Annotated in this window: 11 protein-coding genes; 8 read left to right on the forward strand and 3 right to left on the reverse strand. The window is 63.6% G+C overall.

The genetic code is table 11. From position 1 onward, the window contains the following. The first annotated feature begins 1 nt into the window (after position 1). The 5 genes from FJ543_RS00255 (at position 2) to FJ543_RS00275 (ending at position 12,692) form a co-directional block, all read left to right on the forward strand. A complete protein-coding gene (locus FJ543_RS00255) occupies positions 2-6,058 on the forward strand; it encodes a translocation/assembly module TamB domain-containing protein (RefSeq protein WP_140873271.1) in 6,057 nt (2,018 codons plus the stop codon). A gap of 252 nt (positions 6,059-6,310) precedes the next feature. Continuing rightward, positions 6,311-7,969, forward strand: coding sequence for an ABC transporter substrate-binding protein (locus FJ543_RS00260; RefSeq protein WP_015317134.1), 1,659 nt, complete (start codon positions 6,311-6,313; stop codon positions 7,967-7,969). Between the two features lie 147 nt (positions 7,970-8,116). Next, positions 8,117-9,151, forward strand: a complete 1,035-nt coding sequence (locus FJ543_RS00265) for an ABC transporter permease (protein WP_140873273.1) — start codon at positions 8,117-8,119, stop codon at positions 9,149-9,151. Positions 9,152-9,162: 11 nt separating this feature from the next. Continuing rightward, on the forward strand, positions 9,163-10,320 hold the full coding sequence (locus FJ543_RS00270; RefSeq protein ID WP_015317136.1) for an ABC transporter permease: 1,158 nt from the start codon (positions 9,163-9,165) through the stop codon (positions 10,318-10,320). A gap of 50 nt (positions 10,321-10,370) precedes the next feature. Beyond that, entirely contained in the window at positions 10,371-12,692 is a 2,322-nt protein-coding gene (locus FJ543_RS00275) for an ABC transporter ATP-binding protein (RefSeq protein WP_140873275.1), read from the forward strand. Positions 12,693-12,705: 13 nt separating this feature from the next. Here the strand turns inward: FJ543_RS00275 and FJ543_RS00280 are convergent, their stop codons facing one another. Continuing rightward, positions 12,706-13,296: a transglycosylase SLT domain-containing protein gene (locus FJ543_RS00280; RefSeq protein WP_015317138.1), complete on the reverse strand. Its 591-nt coding sequence runs from the start codon at positions 13,294-13,296 to the stop codon at positions 12,706-12,708. Between the two features lie 216 nt (positions 13,297-13,512). On the opposite strand from FJ543_RS00280, the gene FJ543_RS00285 reads away from it, so the two are divergent. Then, the gene (locus FJ543_RS00285; RefSeq protein WP_140873277.1) at positions 13,513-15,051 is read left to right on the forward strand and encodes a trimethylamine methyltransferase family protein; all 1,539 of its coding nucleotides are present in this window, start codon (positions 13,513-13,515) and stop codon (positions 15,049-15,051) included. A gap of 66 nt (positions 15,052-15,117) precedes the next feature. Then, a complete protein-coding gene (locus FJ543_RS00290; protein ID WP_140873279.1) occupies positions 15,118-17,559 on the forward strand; it encodes an FAD-dependent oxidoreductase in 2,442 nt (813 codons plus the stop codon). Positions 17,560-17,577: 18 nt separating this feature from the next. On the opposite strand, the gene FJ543_RS00295 is transcribed toward FJ543_RS00290, so the two are convergent. Then, positions 17,578-17,973 carry a DoxX family protein gene (locus tag FJ543_RS00295; RefSeq protein WP_015317141.1) on the reverse strand — a complete coding sequence of 132 codons (396 nt, stop codon included), beginning with the start codon at positions 17,971-17,973 and terminating at the stop codon, positions 17,578-17,580. Positions 17,974-18,179: 206 nt separating this feature from the next. On the opposite strand from FJ543_RS00295, the gene FJ543_RS00300 reads away from it, so the two are divergent. Then, positions 18,180-18,668, forward strand: a complete 489-nt coding sequence (locus FJ543_RS00300; protein WP_140726016.1) for a hypothetical protein — start codon at positions 18,180-18,182, stop codon at positions 18,666-18,668. Between the two features lie 42 nt (positions 18,669-18,710). Here the strand turns inward: FJ543_RS00300 and FJ543_RS00305 are convergent, their stop codons facing one another. After that, on the reverse strand, positions 18,711-19,487 hold the full coding sequence (locus FJ543_RS00305; protein ID WP_015317143.1) for a VOC family protein: 777 nt from the start codon (positions 19,485-19,487) through the stop codon (positions 18,711-18,713). Positions 19,488-19,573 lie beyond the last annotated feature (86 nt).

The raw sequence follows: 19,573 nt of genomic DNA on the forward strand, positions 1-19,573 counted from the left end.
GATGAAAACGGTCTGGCGCATCCTTCGCATTGTCCTTTACACGCTGCTGATCGTGGTCGCGGGTGCGATCGGCGCGCTGGTCGTGCTGACCAAGACCGAGCGCGGGCGCGACAACCTCGCCGGCATCATTTCGCGGCTGGCTTCAAGCGCCGACCGCAAGGTCACCGTCAGCGGCATCAACGGCATCTGGTCGGGTAATCTCAGCGTCGACCATGTCGTGCTTGAGGACCGTGAGGGCGCCTGGCTGGTGGCGCGCAAGGTGGCCGTCGACTGGTCGCCGACGGCACTTCTGTCCAAAAGCTTCAGCGCCGATCGCATCGCCGCCGATCGCGTCGAACTGGCACGCCTGCCGGTGGCCGGTACGCAGCCGCCCGCGCAGAGCGGCACGACGACGCTGCCGGTCTCCATCGACATTAAGCAGATCGAGCTGCCGGAAATCGCGCTTGGCCAGCAACTGGCCGGCAGCGGCATCGCCGAGCTCGCGGCCAAGGGAATGCTCAAGGCCGATGCCGCGCCACTGGCGGTCCAGACGGTGCTCAATGTCACCCGTCACGACGGCAAACAGGGCAATGTCGACGCCAAGATCCATTTCGCACCCGCCGATAACAAGCTGGACCTCGACCTCAAGGCGTCGGAGCCGGCCGGCGGCATCATTGCCAACCTGCTCAAGCTGCCGGATGCGCCACCAGTAGATATCGTGGTTTCGGGCAGTGGGCCGCTTGCCAACTGGAGCGGTGTCGGCACCTTCCTCGTCGACCATCGGATCGTCACCCAGCTCACCGGCCGTCACCAGCTCACCGACAAGGGCAATCATGTCGAGGCAAAGGGCGACGGCGATTTTGCCCGCTTCCTTCCGGAAAACCTGAAGCCGTTGTTTGCCGGCAAGACCAGCTTCGATGTCGCGGGCACCGCCACGTCGGTGGGCGGCATCAGCATCGACCGGGCCAGCATCGAGAGCGATGCGGTGCACGGCACCGCGTCCGGCATTGCCGATCCTGCCGGCGCCAGCGACCTGTCGGTCGAACTCGCCGCCAAGGGCCCGCCCGTGGTGATCAGCGTCGGCAGCAAGGCGCAGCCGATCACGCTCGCGATCAAGAACGCCACCGCGCGCGCCTTCGGCGACGGCAAGGCGCCGATCGTCGACATCGGCGCCTCCTTCGTTTCGATCGTCGCCGGCGGCACGCGGCTGGACGATCTGGCGGCGCAAATCCATTCCGATGGTTTCGATATCCAGAACCGCGCCGGCCCGGTTGCCGTCAAGCTGGAGGCGGGCGGCCTGAACACCGACGTCGCGACGTTGGCGCCGCTGATCACCGGCAAGGTCAATGTCGATCTGGCCGGTTCGATCAGCAAGGACGCCGTTATTGCCATCGATCAGGGTACGCTGCGCTCCGATGCGGTCAATGCCTCGCTGACGGCGACAGTGGCGCTCGCCGACATGTCGATGCAGCTCAAAATGAATGCCGATGCCGTGGCGACCGCGTTTCCCCAGCAGATCGCCTCGGTACTCGGCGGGCGGGTGAAGTTCTCGGCCACGGCATCGCGCGATCCGCAGGGATCTTTCGCCGCGAATTCCATCGAACTCACTTCAGGATCGCTCAGCGCCAGCGGTACGGCCAGCATGCAAGGCACTGACATCCAGGCCGACATCAAGGGCAAATTGGGCGACGTTTCGGTGTTGTCGCCGACGGTCGGCGTGCCGGTTGCCGGCGGGGTCGATTTCGCGCTGTCGGCAAGCGGCGCGATGACCGCGCCGGATTTCACCGTTAGCGCCAACAGCGAGAGCCTGACCGCTTCGGGCCGCACGGTGAAGGCCATCAAGCTGAGCGCGAGCGGCAAGGCCGACATAACGAACCCTTCCGCCAACGTCTCGCTGACCGGCGCCGTCAACGACCAGCCGCTCGACATCAAGGCGGCCCTGGTGACCAGCGAGGGCAAGCGTTCGATCAATGGCTTCCTGGTGTCGCTGGGCGACAACAAGGTCTCAGGCGACCTGGCGCTCGACGACAAGTTCATGCCCCTGGGCACGCTGACGCTCGCCGCACCTGCCATCGACCAGTTGGCCGCGCTCGCCGGCCAGGCGGTGACCGGCGACATCAACGGCACCATCCTGTTCGCCAAGGACGGCGATGCACCGTCCATTGCCATCGATGCCAAAAGCACGTCGGTCGCGCGTGGCGAGGTGACGGCCAAAGCGATCGCCATCAATGCGCTGGTCGCCAATTATCTCAAGGCGCCGGCGATCTCGGGCACCATCAAGGCCGATGCGGTCACTTCGGGAAGCACGGAAATCAGCGGCATCGGCGTCGACCTCAAGCGCGACGGCGACTGGACCGATTTCACTGGTGGCGCGACCATAGCGGGCATTCCTGCAACCGCTGCCGGCCGGGTGAAGATCGCCGAGGGCACGACCAGCGTCGAGATCGCCTCGGGCGAGGCCACCGTTCGCGGCATCAAGGCGGCGGTCGCCGAACCTTCGGCTCTGACCATCGCCGACGGTGCGGCCAAGATCGAGAAGCTGGCGCTCGATATTGGCGGCGGCAAGGTGGCGCTGTCGGGCAGCGCCGGCGAGACGCTCGATCTGGCGGCGCAGGTCTCCGCCTTGCCCGCCGCCCTTGCCAATGCGTTTTCGCCTGGCCTGGATGCCACGGGAACGCTTGACGGTATCGCTGAAGTGAGCGGAGCGCCGGCAACTCCCGATATCCGGTTCAACGCGAAACTGGCCGGTGCCGAGACCAGCCAGACCCGCCAGGCAGGGCTCGGACCGCTCGCCGTCGATGCGGCCGGCAGCTACACGATCGCCGGCGGCGTCGCCCTCGACCATGCAACCCTGTCCGGCGACAAGGTCTCCGGGCAGGCGACAGGCACCATCAATCCGAATGGGGCGAGCGATTTTGCCATCGATCTGACCTCGTCGGGCCCCAGCCTGCCGCTGACCGTCGGCAGCGCCGAGAGCCCCGTCAAGATCGAGGTCCGATCAGTATCGGCTAAAATCGCGGGCGAAAGCACGTATGCCCGACTGGACCTTTCCGTGATCCTGCCCTCGGTCGTTACCAGCCCGGCGAAGGTGGACGGACTGACCCTGGCACTGCACTCGGACGCATTCGATCTCCGGAATCGCGCCGGGCCGGTTTCCGGAACGGTATCGGTGGACAAGGTTGGGCTCGACAATCCAACGATCGCGCCGCTTATCGCCGGCAAGGTCACGGCCGCGCTCAGCGCCCGGCTGAGCGCCGACACTGTGGCTATCGACAGCGGCTCGCTGAAAAGCGATGCGCTGAGCAGCCAGGTGGCCGGCCAAGTATCGCTGCGTGACGGTGCCCTCGATCTCAACCTGAAGGCGGATGCGCCATCGTCGGCCTTGCCGGCGGCGGCACGCGGCATGCTTGGCGACCGCGCCCACATAAGCGCCACGCTGAAGCGCGAACCCAACGGCAATCTCCACATCGGTGGATTGAAGCTGGCTTCCGGCGCGCTAAGCGCCGACGGACAGGCAAGCCTTGCCGACAACAAGATAACCGCCGATATCAGGGGGACGCTGAGCGACATCTCGCCATTGTCGAAGGATGCCACGGGCGCCATCGCCTTCGCGCTGAGCGCGCAAGGGCCGGCCATGGCGCCCGACCTGTCGCTTACCGTCAACAGCGACAGGCTCTCGGTTGCATCGCGCGAGATCACCGGATTGAAGCTCACGGCTACCGGCAAGGCCGATGCCGCCAATCCGGCGGCCAATGTCCAACTCACCGGCAATGTCGCCGGGCAGGCGCTGCAGGGGAGTGCCGTGCTGGCAACGGCGAACGGCAGGAGCGCCGTCAATGGCCTGCTGCTGTCGCTGGGCAAGAACCGGATCTCGGGCGATCTGGCGCTGGACGACAAGTTCGTGCCTGAAGGCACCATTTCGCTCGACCTTCCCGACATCGGGCCGCTTGCCGCGCTGGCACTGGAAAAGGCCGAAGGCGACGTTCGCGGCACGATCGCCTTCTCCAGGAATGGCGCGGCGCCGCAGGTCGCCATCAAGGCGACGACCGACTCGATCATACGCGGCGACCTGCAGGCGAAGGCCGTCTCGGTCGATGCGCTGATCGCCAATTATCTCGCCGCTCCCGTGATTTCAGGCAAGATCCGCGCCGACACCGTCACCTCGGGCGGTACGGTGATCAGCGGCATCAATGTCGATTTGAAGCGCGATGGCGACTGGACCGGCTTTTCCGGTGGAGCGACGGTCAAGGGCATTCCGGCGCAGGCGGCAGGCCGGGTGAAGGTAGCCAACGGGACGACCACCATCGAGCTTGCTTCAGGCCAGGCGACCGTCCAGGGCATCAAGGCGGCCATCGCCCAGGCCTCGACCGTCAGCATCGCCAATGGCACGACGACGTTGGACAGGCTGGTGCTCAACCTTGGCGGCGGCACCGCGACGGTGACCGGCAAGGTCGGGCAGGCGCTCGACATCAATGCGGTGCTGGCGCGCGTGCCGATGTCGCTCGCCAACAGTTTTTCGCCCGGGCTCGATGCCGCGGGTTCCATTTCCGGCACGGTGAAGGTGACGGGCGCACCGGCGAGCCCCGCGGTTGCCTTCAACATAGACGCGGCCGGCGTGCAGACATCGCAGACCCGTGGCGCGGGCGTCGGCGCGGTGAGCGTTTCTTCGTCCGGCACCTTTGCCGGCAACAAGCTGGCCTTCAACGCCAATATCAGCGACGGGGCCGGCCTTGGGCTCAAGGGCGGCGGCACGGTGACGACGGTGGGCACTCCGGCGCTGGCGCTCGACTTCAACGGTGCGGTGCCATTCGGCCTTCTCAGCGAGAAACTTGCCGCGCAGGGCTTGTCGCTGACCGGCAACGCCAACGTCAATGTCCAGGTGCGCGGTCCGGCGAAATCGCCTGTCATCGGTGGTACGGTGAGGGCGTCCGGCGCACGCTTGGTCGATGCCAATTCGGGTCTCGCAGTCAACGACATCGCCCTCGATGTCTCGATCGGCAACGACGTCGCCAGGATCAACCGGCTGACCGGTACACTGTCGACGCGCGGCAGCCTTTCGGCCAGTGGCACGGTCGGCATCAATCCGGCGCAAGGGTTCCCGGCCGACCTGTCGATCAAGCTCACGGACGGTCGTTATACGGACGGTCGCGTGGTGACCGCCAACCTTGGCGGCGACCTGACGATCAAGGGGCCGCTGACTTCGGCACCGGCGATTGCCGGCACCGTCAACCTGGCCAAGACCGTCATCACGGTCCCGGACAAATTGCCGGGCTCACTCTCGGCGCTCGACGTCAAGCACAAGAATGCGCCGGGTCCGGTCAGGGCGCAGGACAAGGCGCTGCGCCCGGCCACGACCAGCGGCAAGAGCGGTGGCAGCGGCCTTGCACTCGACGTCACGGTCAACGCGCCGAACCAGATCTTCATCCAGGGCCGGGGTGTCGACGCCGAATTCGGTGGCTCGCTCAAGCTAACCGGCCCGGCCTCGTCGCCGCAAGCCGTCGGCACCTTCACCTTGCAGCGCGGCCGGCTGTCGATCCTTGGCAAGCGGCTGACCTTCACCGAAGGCACGGTCGGGTTCTCGGGTTCGCTGGTGCCTTACCTCAATCTGACGGCGACGACGACGACGACCGGCGCGACCGTCACCATCGTGGTGTCGGGCGAGGCGACCAATCCCAAATTCACCTTCAGTTCGGTGCCGGCGCTGCCGGAGGACGAGGTGCTGGCGCAGTTGATCTTCGGGCGGTCGATGTCGAACCTGTCGCCGCTGCAGATCGCGCAGCTGGCCGAGGCCGCCGGACAATTGGCCGGCGTCGGCGGTTCGACGTCGCTTCTGGAAAACCTGCGCAGCGCCATCGGCGTCGACGACCTCGACGTGACCACCGATGATAAGGGCGGCACGGCGGTCTCGGCCGGCAAGTACCTGAACGACCGCACCTATGTGACCATCCAGAAGGGCGACAAGCCGGGTTCCGGCAAGGCGACCATCGATCTCAATGTCGGGCGCGGCGTCAAATTGCGCGGCGAGGCGACGGACGCCGGCGAAGCCAAGGGCGGCATCTTCTACGAGAAGGAATATTGAGGGCCTGGCCTTCATCCTGGCCGCAACTGGCGCTGTCGTAACCAGTGCGAATGTCTCAATTTAATTGCCCGAAGAGATTTTGGCGAAATCTGGGCGCACTAGCAATTTTGCGCCAAGACTGTCGCTATCACGCGAACTGCCCCCCTTCCAAAGTTGCACATTCGCTAACATGTTCCCAATCCATGCCGTCTTTGACATCATGGCCCGGATGCGGAATGTTAATCGGCGGAAAGCCAACAATGGGAGTTAGTCATGACAATCTATAAGAGCAACGGCGACAGCGTTCCGGATCACATCCTGGCGATGGCCGAAGAAGCCAAGTCGGGCAAAGTCGATCGCCGCGAATTCCTCGCGCTCGCCAGCGTCTTCGGTGCCTCTACCGCTATGGCCTACGGCCTGCTCGGCCTTGCCGCTCCGACTCCGGCCAAGGCCGAGGACGTCCAGGGCAAGAAGGGCGGCGTGCTGAAAGTGGCGATGTCGGTCAAGGATCCCAAGGATCCGCGTACCGCCGACTGGTCCGAGATTTCCAACGCCGAGCGCCAGGCGCTCGAGCCGCTGGTGAAATACACCAAGGAGTACACATTCGCTCCATATCTGCTGGCAAGCTGGGACATCAACGACGACGCCACCGAGTACACGCTGCATGTGCGGCCTGGCGTCGAATGGAACAATGGCGACAAGTTCACCGCCGATGACGTGATCTACAATTTCACCCGCTGGGCCGACAAATCAGCCGAAGGCAACTCGATGCCTGGACGTCTCGGCAGCCTCGTCGACGAAAAGACCAAGAAGTTGCGCGAAGGGTCGATCGTCAAGGTCGACGACATGACCGTCAAACTGAAGCTGTCGAAGCCCGACATCGCCATCATCCCGAACCTGTGCGACTATCCCGGCCTCGTCGTCCACAAGAGCTTCGACGAGAAGGGCGCCAACTTCAAGAACTGCCCGATCGGCACTGGTCCGTTCGAGCTCGTCTCCTATGATGTCGGCCAGAAGGTGGTCTACAAGCGCCGCACGACCGGCAAGTGGTGGCAAGGCGAAGCCTTCCTCGACGGCGTCGAGTTCATCGACTACGGCACCGATCCGGCCGCGACCGTTTCGGCCTTCGAATCGGGCGAAGTGCAGACCAACCACGAAACGACCGCCGACTACGTCAAGATCATCGCGGACGTCGGCGCGCCGCCTTCGGAAGTGGTGACCGCGGCTACCGTGGTGTCGCGCTTCAACGTCAACGCCAAGCCTTATGGCGACCAGAAGGTGCGTCAGGCGATGTGCCTGGCCGTCGACAATTCGGTGGTCCTGCAGCTCGGTTACGGCAATGCCGGCACGCCGGCCGAAAACCACCATGTCGCGCCGATCCATCCGGAATATGTCGAACTGCCGAAGATCAAGCGCGACGTCGCCAAGGCCAAGCAGATGCTGACGGAAGCCGGCGTGATCGATTTCGAACACGAGCTGATCAGCAACGACGAGGACTACCACAAGAACACCACGGACGCGATCGCGGCCCAGCTGCGCGAGGCCGGCATCAAGGTGAAGCGCACCGTGCTGCCGAGCTCGACCTTCTGGAACGACTGGACGAAGTATCCATTCTCGGAGACCAACTGGAACATGCGTCCGCTTGGCATCCAGGTCATCGCCATCGCCTACCGCTCGGGCGAAGCCTGGAACGAGACGGCCTATGCCAATCCGGACTTCGACAAGAAGGTCAACGAGGCGCTCGGCATCGCCGATGCGGAGAAGCGCAAGGTGGTGATGAAGGACATCGAGCAGATGCTGCAGGATTCCGGCATCATCATCCAGCCTTACTGGCGCAAGCTCTACATCAACATCAAGCCCGAGGTGAAGAACCACTCGATGCACCCCACCTACGAGCACGATTTCGGCAAGGTCTGGCTCGATCAGGCGTGACCGTTGCTTGATGATATGAGGGGCGCCTGCCCCTCATATTCGCAGGATCGTCGCCGTTGCATTGGATGCAGCGGCGGCGGGACGCTACAGGGTTTTCGTCACAGGGTTGACCATATCTGACCCCAACCCGGCCGGCAGGGGGGCACAATGTTCTCATTCATCATCAGACGCATCGGCACGATACTGCTCACGATGCTGTGCCTGACGCTGGTCGTCTTCTTCCTCGTCAATCTCGAACCCAATCTGAAAAAGCTGGCGATCAGCCAGACCGAAATGCACACATCGGCGGAGCAACTCGAAAGCTGGCTGGTCAATCACGGCTATCGCCAGAATTTCTTCGTTCGCTATGGCCAGTGGCTCGGCATCGTGCCCAAGCAGCCGATCACGGATCCGGCGACCGGAAAGACCACGCAGCGCTTCTCCTTCTGCAATGACCCGGCCGTGCCGACATTCTCCGGCGTGATCGAGGGCGATTTCGGCTGCTCGACCAAGTTCAAGACCACGGTCGCGGCCAAGCTGTTCCCTGCGCTGGGCGCTACCGGCATTCTGATGCTCTGCGTGCTGGGCGTAATGGTGCCGGTGTCGCTGCTGGTTGGCATCCTTGCCGGCATGCGGGAGGGGTCGCGCACCGATCGCGTGCTGTCGATCGCCTCGATCGCCTCGACAGCGACGCCTGAATATGTGTCGGGTGTCATCTTCACCGTCATCTTCGCTTCGTGGCTCGGCTGGCTGAACGGGTCGGCCGCGTCCGCGAGCCAGGGCATCACCTTTTACAATTTCACCCTGCCGGTGATCACGCTGGCGATCTACGGCATCGGCTATATCGCACGCATGACACGCGCCTCGATGGTCGAGGTGATGACGCAGCAATATATCCGCACGGCACGCCTGAAGGGGCTTTCCTTCAAGAGCGTCGTGGTCAAGCACGCGCTGCGCAACGCCTTGATCGCACCGTTCACCGTCATCATGCTGCAGTTCCCCTGGCTGCTCACCGGCGTCGTCATCGTCGAGGTGATGTTCCGCTACCAGGGCTTCGGCTACACGCTGGTCGAGGCCGCCGGCAACAACGACATCGATCTTCTGCTCGGCTGTTCGCTGGTCTCCGTGTTCATCGTGCTGATCACCCAGCTCATTTCCGACGTCGGCTATGCATTCCTCAATCCGCGCATCCGCGTTCAGTAGGGAGAAGGCGCATGCAAGCTCAATATATCGGCGCCTCCACCATCATCCTCGAAGTGCTCTGGCGCTTCTGGCCGGTCTGGGCCGCGCTCGCCATCGTCATGGGTGCGAGCTTTCTCTACAAGAAGAAGCTGGCGCTCTACGGCCAGTTGTTCGACAGCGGCGTCGGCATAGCGGGCGTGTTCATCTGCCTGTTCTGGCTGTTCACGGCGATTTTCGCCTCGACCATCTCGCCTTTCGATCCGCTCGGCCAGATCCCGATCATGAAGGACACGCTGCCGGGCGCCATCGAACCGCAATCGGGGCTCGTCTACCTCTTCGGCGGCGACAAGCTCGCCCGCGACGTGTTCTCGCGCATGGTCTATGGCAGCCAGATCGTGTTGATCATCGCACCCGCCGCGACCGGTTTCGCGCTGATGGTCGGCATCACGCTTGGCCTGCCGGCCGGCTACTACGGCGGCAAGATCGATTCCATCCTGTCGTTCCTGGCCAACCTCGTGCTGGCCTTCCCGGTGATCCTCCTGTTCTACCTGCTGGTGACGCCCGGCATCATGGACACGCCGATCCCCTATGCGCTGGCCGGCGTCTTCTTCCTGTTTCCGATCATTTTCTTCAGCGTGCTGTTCTGGACACGCTACAAGAACCGGCCCGACCGGATTTATATCCTGCTCGGCCTGACACTGATCATCGGCGGCTGGATCTATCTCGGCCTTGTCTTCGACAGGGATCCGCTGCACATCGTCCACATCGATCCCAACCAGCTCAATATCTTCGTGGCGGTGGTGTTCGCCTCCAGCCCGGGCGTGTTCCGCATCGTGCGCGGCCTGGTGATGGACATCAAGACGCGCGACTATGTGGCGGCGGCGCAGACGCGAGGTGAATCGCCTTGGTACATCATGCTGTGGGAGATCCTGCCCAATGCGCGCGGGCCGCTGATTGTCGATGCCTGCCTGCGCATCGGCTACACCACCATACTGCTCGGCACGCTGGGTTACTTCGGCCTGGGCCTCGCGCCCGAGAGCCCGGACTGGGGTACGGCGATCAAGGATGCCAGCCGATTGCTGCGGTCCTTTATTCACCCGGCGCTGCCGCCGACGATCGCGTTGATGTCGTTCGTGCTGGGTCTCAACCTGCTCGCCGACTCACTGCGTGAGCAATCGATGAAGGATTGACGGCGGGGTCTCAGATCCCACTTGGCCAAGAATAAGGATTGGAGCGACCCATGAACGAGGCAGTTCGAAATCCGGCACAGCCGATCATCGAGATCGAGAACCTTTCGATCTCCTTCTTCACCCGCAAGGGCGAGATACCGGCCGTCATGGACTTTTCCTGCACGGTCATGCCGGGTGAGGCGATGGGCATCGTCGGCGAATCCGGTTGCGGCAAGTCGACCGTGTCGCTCGGCATCATGCGCGACCTCTCCAACATCGGAAAGATCGTTGGCGGCAAGATCAAGTTCCAGGGCAAGGACATGGGCGAGCTCTCCGACGAGGAGCTGCGCGCCATCCGCGGCAACAAGATCGCCATGATCTACCAGGAGCCGATGGCCAGCCTCAATCCGGCGATGAAGATCGGCCAGCAGCTGATGGAAGTGCCGTTGATCCACGACAAGGTGTCGACGAAAGAGGCCTACTCCAGGGCGCTCGAAATGGTGCGCTCGGTCAAGCTTCCCGATCCCGAGCGCATGATGCGCTCCTATCCGCACCAGCTTTCCGGCGGCCAGCAGCAGCGCATCGTTATCGCCATGGCGCTGCTGTCGAAGCCGGCGCTGCTTCTGCTCGACGAGCCGACGACGGCGCTCGACGTAACCGTGGAAGCGGGCATTGTCGATCTGGTCAAGGGGTTGGGCGAGAAGTTCGGCACCTCGATGATCTTCGTGTCGCACAATCTCGGCCTCATCCTGGAAACCTGCGACCGCATCACGGTGATGTATTCGGGCGAGGCAGTCGAGACCGGCAAGATCAAGGACGTCTTCGACCGGATGCGCCACCCCTATACGCAGGGGCTGTTCCGTTCGATCCCGCTGCCTGGCGCCGACAAGAACTCGCGGCCGCTGATCTCGATCCCGGGGCAATTGCCACTGCCGCACGAACGGCCCAAAGGCTGCAATTTCGGCCCGCGCTGCCACCATTTCGTCGAGGGCGTCTGCAACGCCGCCGAAATCCCGATGATCGAAGTCGCCGGACACGAGGGCCATTTCTCGCGCTGCGTGCGCTTCAACGAGATCGATTGGGAGGCATTGCCGCCCGGCGCCAAGAAGGTGAATGAGCGCGTCGTGCCCGGTGCGCCAGTACTCAAGATCGAGGACCTGCGGAAATACTACAAGGTCGGCGGCAGCGAGGTGTTCGGCTCGAGCGAAGGCCGCGTCGTCAAGGCCAACGAGACGATCTCGTTCATGGCACGCGAATCCGAGACCGTGGCCATCGTCGGCGAATCCGGCTGCGGAAAGTCGACGCTTGCCAAGGTATTGCTCGGGCTGGAAACCGCCAGCTCCGGCAGCGTCACGCTCGGCAACAAGGAAATCCAGTCGACCGGCATCGAGAAGCGCAGCGTCGACACCGTGTCGTCGATCCAGATGGTGTTCCAGAACCCGTTCGACACGCTGAACCCCAGCCATTCGGTGGGGTCGCAGATCATCCGGACGCTGGAAAAATTCAATGTCGGCAAGACCGTCGCCGACCGGCGCAAGCGCATGCTGGAACTGCTCGACCTGGTGAAACTGCCGCGGGCGTTCGAAACCCGCAAGCCGCGCCAGCTTTCCGGCGGCCAGAAGCAGCGTATCGGCGTGGCGCGAGCCTTCGCCGGCGACGCCAAGGTCGTGGTGGCCGACGAGCCGGTTTCGGCGCTCGACGTCTCGGTGCAGGCGGCGGTGACGGAACTGCTGATGGACATCCAGCGCAAGAACAAGACGACGATGCTGTTCATCAGCCACGATCTCTCTGTCGTGCGCTACATCGCCGACCGCGTCGTCGTCATGTATCTCGGCTATATCGTCGAGCAAGGCACCACAGACCAGATCTTCGCGCCGCCCTACCATCCCTATACCGAGGCGCTGCTCTCGGCGATCCCGATTGCCGACACCAGCGTGGTCAAGAAGCACATCGTGCTGGAAGGTGACATCCCCTCGGCGATGAACCCGCCGTCCGGCTGTCCGTTCCAGACACGCTGCGGCTACAAGAAGCTGGTGCCTGACAATCTGTGCGAGACCAAGGTGCCGCCAGTCAAGAACCTCGGCGATGGCCATATGAGCCTGTGCTGGCTCTCCGACGACGTGCTCAAGACCATGGAGCCGGTGATCAAGTTCGACAAGGAACATGCCGCCCATGAAGGCGTGCCTGACGACGCGCCGCATGGCGAAGGTCCGGGCTTTGCCGGCGAACCGCCGAAGCGGCCACATGGCAAGGTAGCGGGTGCTGAGGCCGACGCGATCGGGGAGGCCGCCGAGGAGGCGGACGCCGTTTCGCGGGCGCGTCGCCACGAAGTCCGCGACGAGGTGTCGGAAACCGGTGATTCAAAACCGAAGGACACGACAAAGCCGCACTAGCGCGGACAGGACATCAGCTCCCGCATTGCTGCAGCTGAACAGCATAGTCGCGGGCCATCTTGTCGGTGGCCCGTGCGTAGCCCTGGACGCCGGCATCGCCACGATTGCCGCGGCCATAGGCGGTCCAGCCTAGGTAATAGGCGAGGTAGAGGTTGTAGGTGTCGTTGCGCGCGACGCCGTATGTGTCGGCTGTCTTGGAATGATACCAGCCGACGAAGTCGACGGCGTCGGCGAATCTCGTGCGCCGCGCCGCCCAGTTGCCGGTTTCGCGCTGATATTGCGACCAGGTGCCGTCCAGCGCCTGCGAGAAGCCGGTGGCCGAGGAGACATGTTTCCACGGAATGAAGCCGAGCAGTTTGGTGCGCGGCGGCCGGGCGTTGCTCTTGAAGCCGGATTCCTTGCGCACCGTTGCCATCAGCACCGGCACCGGCACGCCGTATTTCTGTGAGGCGCGCTCGGCACCCGACTGCCAATTGTCGAACCAGCCATCGTTCTGGTCGAAGACGGCGCAGACATTGTTGATGTGACTGGGTGCCGTCGCGCAGGCCGAAAGTGCCAGCAGCACGCCAACCGCTACAATTTTACTAAAACTCGACCTACGCATTGGATGAGCAATAGGCCGAAATCATAAAGGGAATCTTGCTGCCGCTGTTAACGCCTCGTCGGCACGGTCAGGTGAGAAAATGCCATAGCTGTATTCCGACGCCAATTGTCGCCTTTTATAAAGTCGTGCTGAGCATATGCCGCCTTGGCTAAAATCGCGCCCGTAAATGGCGCATTTCTGACAGCTTGCGCGGTTTACCGAAGCTTTGATGCCGGCATGACCGAACCAAGACGCAAGCGCGGCGCCGAGCGTACCAGCAACCGGGGGCCAGCGCCCATCGCACAGCTGCGGCCCAGGCGGGTGATCAATCCCTATCCGCCGATGGCCTTGCTGTCACCAGACCAGATCGAGGCGATCCATCAGGCGTCGATGCACATATTGGAGAATTTCGGCATCGAGGTGATGAGCCCGCGTGCGCTGTCGCTGTTCGAGAAGGCCGGCGCCAAGGTCGATCACGCCTCGGCCAATGTGCGCGTCGATCGCGGCATGATCGACGCGGCGCTGAAGACGACGCGGTCCGGCTATACGCTGACCCCACGCAATCCGGCCAACACAATCCATCTCGGCGGCAACACCATCAATTTCACGCTGGTTGCCGGTCCTCCCAATGTGCATGACATGGAGCGGGGCCGCCGTGCCGGCAATCTGCGCGACTATGCGGATCTCACCAGGCTGGCGCAGCATTTCAACTGCGTCCACATGCTTGGCAACCAGGTCTGCGCACCGGTCGAACTGCCGGCCAACTCACGCCATCTCGATACGTACTTCACCAATCTGACGCTGACCGACAAGAGTTTTCATGTCTCGGCGATCGGCCGGGGCAGGGCGCTGGACGGCATCGAGATGATGGCGATCGCGCGTGGGATGACGCTGGCCCAGATGGCTGATGATCCCGGCATTGCCACCATCATCTCGGTCAACTCGCCGCGTCGCTTCGACGAGATGATGGCCGAGGGGCTGATGACCATGGCCGAGTACGGCCAGTCGGTGGCGGTGACACCGTTCACGTTGATGGGAGCGATGAGCCCGGTGACGCTGGCCGGGGCGCTGGCGCAGCAGAATGCCGAGGCGCTGTTCGGCGTCGTGCTGACGCAGCTGGTGCGGCCAGGCGCGCCCGTGATGTACGGCGCCTTCACCTCCAACGTCGACATGAAGTCGGGCGCGCCGGCCTTCGGCACGCCTGAAAACACCAAGGCCAACATCGCTTCGGGTCAATTGGCGCGCCGCTATGGCCTGCCATACCGGACGACGCCCGGTTCGGCTTCCAACGCCGCCGACGCGCAAGGCGCCTATGAGATGCTGATGGCGTTGTGGGGCGCGGTGCTTGGCCATGGCAATCTCGTCTACCACGCCGCCGGCTGGCAGGAGGGCGGGCTGACGGCTTCGTTCGAGAAATTCATCATCGACGTCGAGATGATCCAGCACATGATGGAGTTTTTGCGCCCGATCGTGGTCGATGAGGCCGAACTTGCCGTCGAGGCGCTGGGCGCGGTGCCGACCGGCGGCCATTTCTTCGGCGAGCCGCACACGCTGGAGCGCTACGCCACCGCCTTCTACCAGCCGATGCTCTCCAACTGGCAGAATTACGAAGCCTGGCAGGAGGCCGGCGGCCTCGACGCGACCGCGCGCGCGACGCGGCTGTGGAAGAAGGCGCTGGAGGATTATGTCGAGCCGGTGATGGACATCGCCGTACGCGAAGCGCTCGAGGCCTACGTGGCCAAGCGCAAGGAAGCGATCGGACAGGGCGAGCCGTGATGCGCGACGAACGTCCCGTTTTGATTCATCCCACCCATCCAACTAACTGATATCAGAGAAGAAACCATGAAATCGCATGCAAAGGTCGTGGTCATCGGCGGTGGCGTCGTCGGATGTTCGGTGCTGTTCCATCTCGCCCGTCATGGCTGGACCGACGTCGTGCTGCTGGAGCGCGACGAGCTGACCTCGGGCTCGACCTGGCACGCGGCCGGCGGCATGCACACGATCAATGGCGATCCCAACGTCGCCAAGCTGCAGAAATACACCATCAACCTCTACAAGGAGATCGAGGAGCTGTCGGGCCAGGCAACCGGCGTCCACCTGACCGGCGGCGTGCTTCTTGCGGCCACCGAGGCGCGGCTCGACTGGCTGCGCGGGGTGGTCGCCAAGGGCCGTTATCTCGGCATCGAGCTGGAGGAAATCTCCCCGAAAGAGGCGGCCGAACTGATGCCGCTGCTCGATCCCAAGCAGTTCGTCGGCGCCGTCCGCAACAAGGAGGACGGCCACCTCGATCCCTCCGGTGTCACCCACGCCTATGCCAAGGCGGCACGAAAACTCGGCGCCGAGGTGGAGCGCTTCACCAAGGTCGAGGATATCGTGCGCCGTCCCGACGGGCTGTGGCGCGTCATCACCAACAAGGGCGAGGTGGTGGCCGAGCATGTCGTCAATGCCGGCGGCCTGTGGGCGCGCGAGGTCGGCCGCATGGTTGGGCTCGAACTGCCAGTACTGGCGATGGAGCACATGTACCTGATCACCGAGGACATGCCGGAGGTTGCCGCCTGGAACCAGAAAACCGGCACCGAAATCATCCATGCGGTCGATTTCGACGGCGAGCTCTATCTGCGCCAGGAACGCGGCGGCATGCTGATGGGCACCTATGAGAAAGCCAACAAACCATGGTCAGAATACCAGACGCCGTGGAATTTCGGCCATGAATTGCTGGCGCCGGATATCGACCGCATCGCGCCGTCGCTCGAGGTCGGTTTCCGGCATTTCCCGGCTTTCCAGAACACCGGCATCAAGCAGATCATCAATGGGCCCTTCACTTTCGCGCCCGACGGCAACCCGCTGGTCGGGCCGGTGCGCGGCCTGCCGGGCTTCTGGGTCGCCTGCGGCGTCATGGCCGGCTTCAGCCAGGGCGGTGGCGTTGGTCTGGCGCTATCCAACTGGATGATCGAGGGCGATCCCGGCGCCGATATCTGGGCGATGGATGTTGCGCGCTACGGCGACTGGGCGACGATGGCCTACACCAACGCCAAGGTGCGCGAAAACTATTCCCGGCGTTTTTCGATCCGCTTCCCCAACGAGGAACTGCCGGCCGGGCGGCCGCTAAAGACGACGCCCGTCTATGACCTGTTGTCGGCCAAGGGTGCGCAGTGGGGCGTCGCCTACGGGCTGGAAGTGCCGCTCTGGTACGCGCCGGAAGGCGTCAAGGACGAGTTCTCATGGCGGCGCTCGAGCGACTTCAGCCATGTCGCCGCCGAAGTCGCGACGGTTCGCGCAGGCGTCGGCTTGTCGGAGATATCGAGCTTCGCCAAATACAAGGTGACGGGCGAGGGGGCCGCGGCCTGGCTCGACCGGATGCTCGCCTGCAAGCTGCCGAAGCCCGGCCGGATGACGCTCGCCCCGATGCTGAAGGACGACGGCAGGCTGATCGGCGATTTCACGCTGGCCAATCTCAGCCCCCAAGGTCGGGAAGAAGCGGGCTGGTTCCTGGCCGGCTCCGGCATTGCCGAGCAATATCACATGCGCTGGTTCGAGCAGCATCTGCCCGACGATGGCTCGGTCCATATCGAAGCGCTGGGACAAAAGCTTACCGGCCTGTCGATTGCCGGCCCCAAGGCCAGGGACGTGCTGGCGAAAGCCACGCGCTCCGACATCTCGAACGCGGCATTTCCCTTCATGGCCGTCGGCAAGATGGATGTCGGCATGGCGCCATGCCTGGTCGGCCGCGTCAGCTACACCGGCGATCTCGGCTACGAGATCTGGGTGGTGCCGGAATATCAGCGTGCCGCCTATCAGGCGCTGATGGCGGCGGGGGCGGAATTCGGCATCGGCCTGTTCGGCTCGCGCGCGCTCAACGCGCTGCGGCTGGAGAAGAACTACGGCTCATGGGGGCGCGAATACCGGCCGATCTACGGGCCGCTGGAAGCCGGCATCGATCGTTTCGTCGCCTACGGCAAGGACGCGGATTTCATCGGCAAGGCGGCGGCTCTGGCCGAGCGCAAACAGGGCGGCAAGTTGCGGCTGCGCGCCTTCATCGTCGATGCCGACGATGCCGATGTCATCGGCGACGAACCGATCTGGTTCGGTGGCGCGGTGCGCGGCTGGGTGACGTCGGGCGGCTATGCCCATCATTCGAAGAAGTCGGTCGCTCTCGGCTACGTGCCGAAGGAGATCGCAGAGAAGAGCGACGGCTTCGAAATCGAGTTGCTCGGCAAACGGCATGCGGCGCGAATCCAGGCGGCGCCGCTGTTCGATGCGAATTTCGAACGGATGCGGGGGTGAACCACCCCCGCATGGGGTTCACGCGCTACGGCGGTTGTCCAGCGCGAAGGCGCCGGCGCCGGCAAAGACCAGATAGAGGAAGATGAAGCAGAACGAGATCGCCGAATCGCCGCTGTTGTTGACGGGGAAGAAGTCGCGCGGCATGTGAGCCATGAAATAGGCAATCGCCATTTCGCCGGCCAGAAGGAATGCGACCGGGCGGGTGAAAAGGCCCAGCGCCAGCAGAATGCCACCAGCGAATTCGAGGATGCCCGCTGCTAGCGGCAGTCCGCTCAACGCGGTGGCTGCGTGGTCGCTGGCGGGGAAATTGAACAGTTTCTGCGTGCCGTGCTCGATGAACTGCAGCGCGGTCATGATGCGCAGAACGCCAAGCGCCTGCGGCTGGTATCTGGCAAGGCCATCGAAAAGCTTCATCCAAAACTCCGTTTGGCTTCTCGGACCGGCCATAGGTTATTGCCCGGCAGTGGACCATTCACATCTCATGGCCAGCCATCAACAATTGGTGATTGGAAATGTTCCCCGCCTTTCATATTGTTCTCGTAAAGGTTGCATTTTTGTGTGTTTGGTTGTATTGGTTGTAGGCGTCGATTGGATGCTCTTCACATGTGGGTCCCCTTGTCATGAAAAAAGTCGCCATCAGCCTGTTCGCAATCCTTGTGAGTACCAGTTTAGCCATGGCCGAGGACGCCGGCTGCGAGGCCTTCAGATGGCCGGTGACGCGCGAACAGGCGCTGTTTGCAACGGCACCCTCAACGCCGTCCGGAGCGACACTGGCAGTAGGGGCGGCCGCGGATCTGGCGCTGGTGCCGGCCGAGAAGGCCGGCTTTGCGGTGCCGCCCGAACGCGCACCTGCGGAAGGCACGTTCGGTGCCGTCGCCAGTGTGGCGGTGCCGCCGGAGGGGACCATCCAGATCAGCCTGTCGGGCGAGGCCTGGGTCGATGTCATCCAGGACGGCAAAGCCGTGAAATCGTCCGGCTATAGCGGCGTCAAGACGTGTCCCGGCATCCGCAAAAGCGTGCGCTTCAAACTCGCGGCCGGCCAGGCCACCGTCCAGTTCAGCGGTGCCAGGAAAGAGACCCTCAAGGTCGCGGTGCTGGCACCGGAATAAGTCGACGCCAGCAAGCGTGATATCAGCGGTTGACGCGGGCGCTTATCGCACCGGCGCCATCAAAGCGAAGTGCGCGCCTTGCGGATCCTGGCATTGCACGACCCAGCTGCCTCCGGGGACCTCCATCGGTCCCATCAGGATCTTGCCGCCATTGTCGGTGACGCGTTTTGCGGCCGCGTCGATGCCGGTGACGTTAAAATAGAACTGCCAGACCGGCACCGGAATCTGCTCGGGCTTGTTCATGATGCCACCGCCGGATTCGGGGCCGGCGGTAAAGGTCTGGTAAGTGCCCATCGGCCCCATGTCGAATTCGCCGGCATTGGCCCAGCCGAACTGGCTGGAATAGAAGTCAAACGCGGCCTTCCAGTCGCTCGTATAAAGCTCATGCCAGCCGATATGGCCCGGCGTGCTGGCCGGCACGACGGGCTGGTCGGGGCCGTTCGGCTGCAGGAGCATGAAGGTCGCGCCTTGCGGATCGGCCACGACGGCAAAGCGGCCGACGCCTGGAATGTCGTCGGGCTGGCGGTGAACGGCGCCCCCCGCCTTTTCCAGCGACGCTGTTGCCGCGTCGACATCCCTGGCGTGGATGTAGCCCAGCCAGGCGGGCGGCATGCCCATCTTGGCGGCATCCTGAGGCATCGTCATCAGGCCGCCGACGCCACGCTCGCCGGCATTCATGACGACATAGCGCGGCATGCCTGGGGCCTTATCGAAGGGCTCGGCCTTCCAGCCCACCACGGCGGGGTAGAAAGCCTCGGCGGCGTCGAGGTCTGACGTCATCAGTTCGTACCAGAAGAAGGGCATCGGGGATTGTGGCATGGTCGGTCTCCTCACCTTTGTGCGCCGATCGTCGTTCGATCCATCCTAGGACGATCTTGACGACGGAAATCCGACATCTGGGCTGG

Origin of the sequence: Mesorhizobium sp. B2-5-7, from assembly GCF_006440875.1 — a bacterium.
In the GTDB taxonomy this organism is placed as follows: domain Bacteria; phylum Pseudomonadota; class Alphaproteobacteria; order Rhizobiales; family Rhizobiaceae; genus Mesorhizobium; species Mesorhizobium australicum.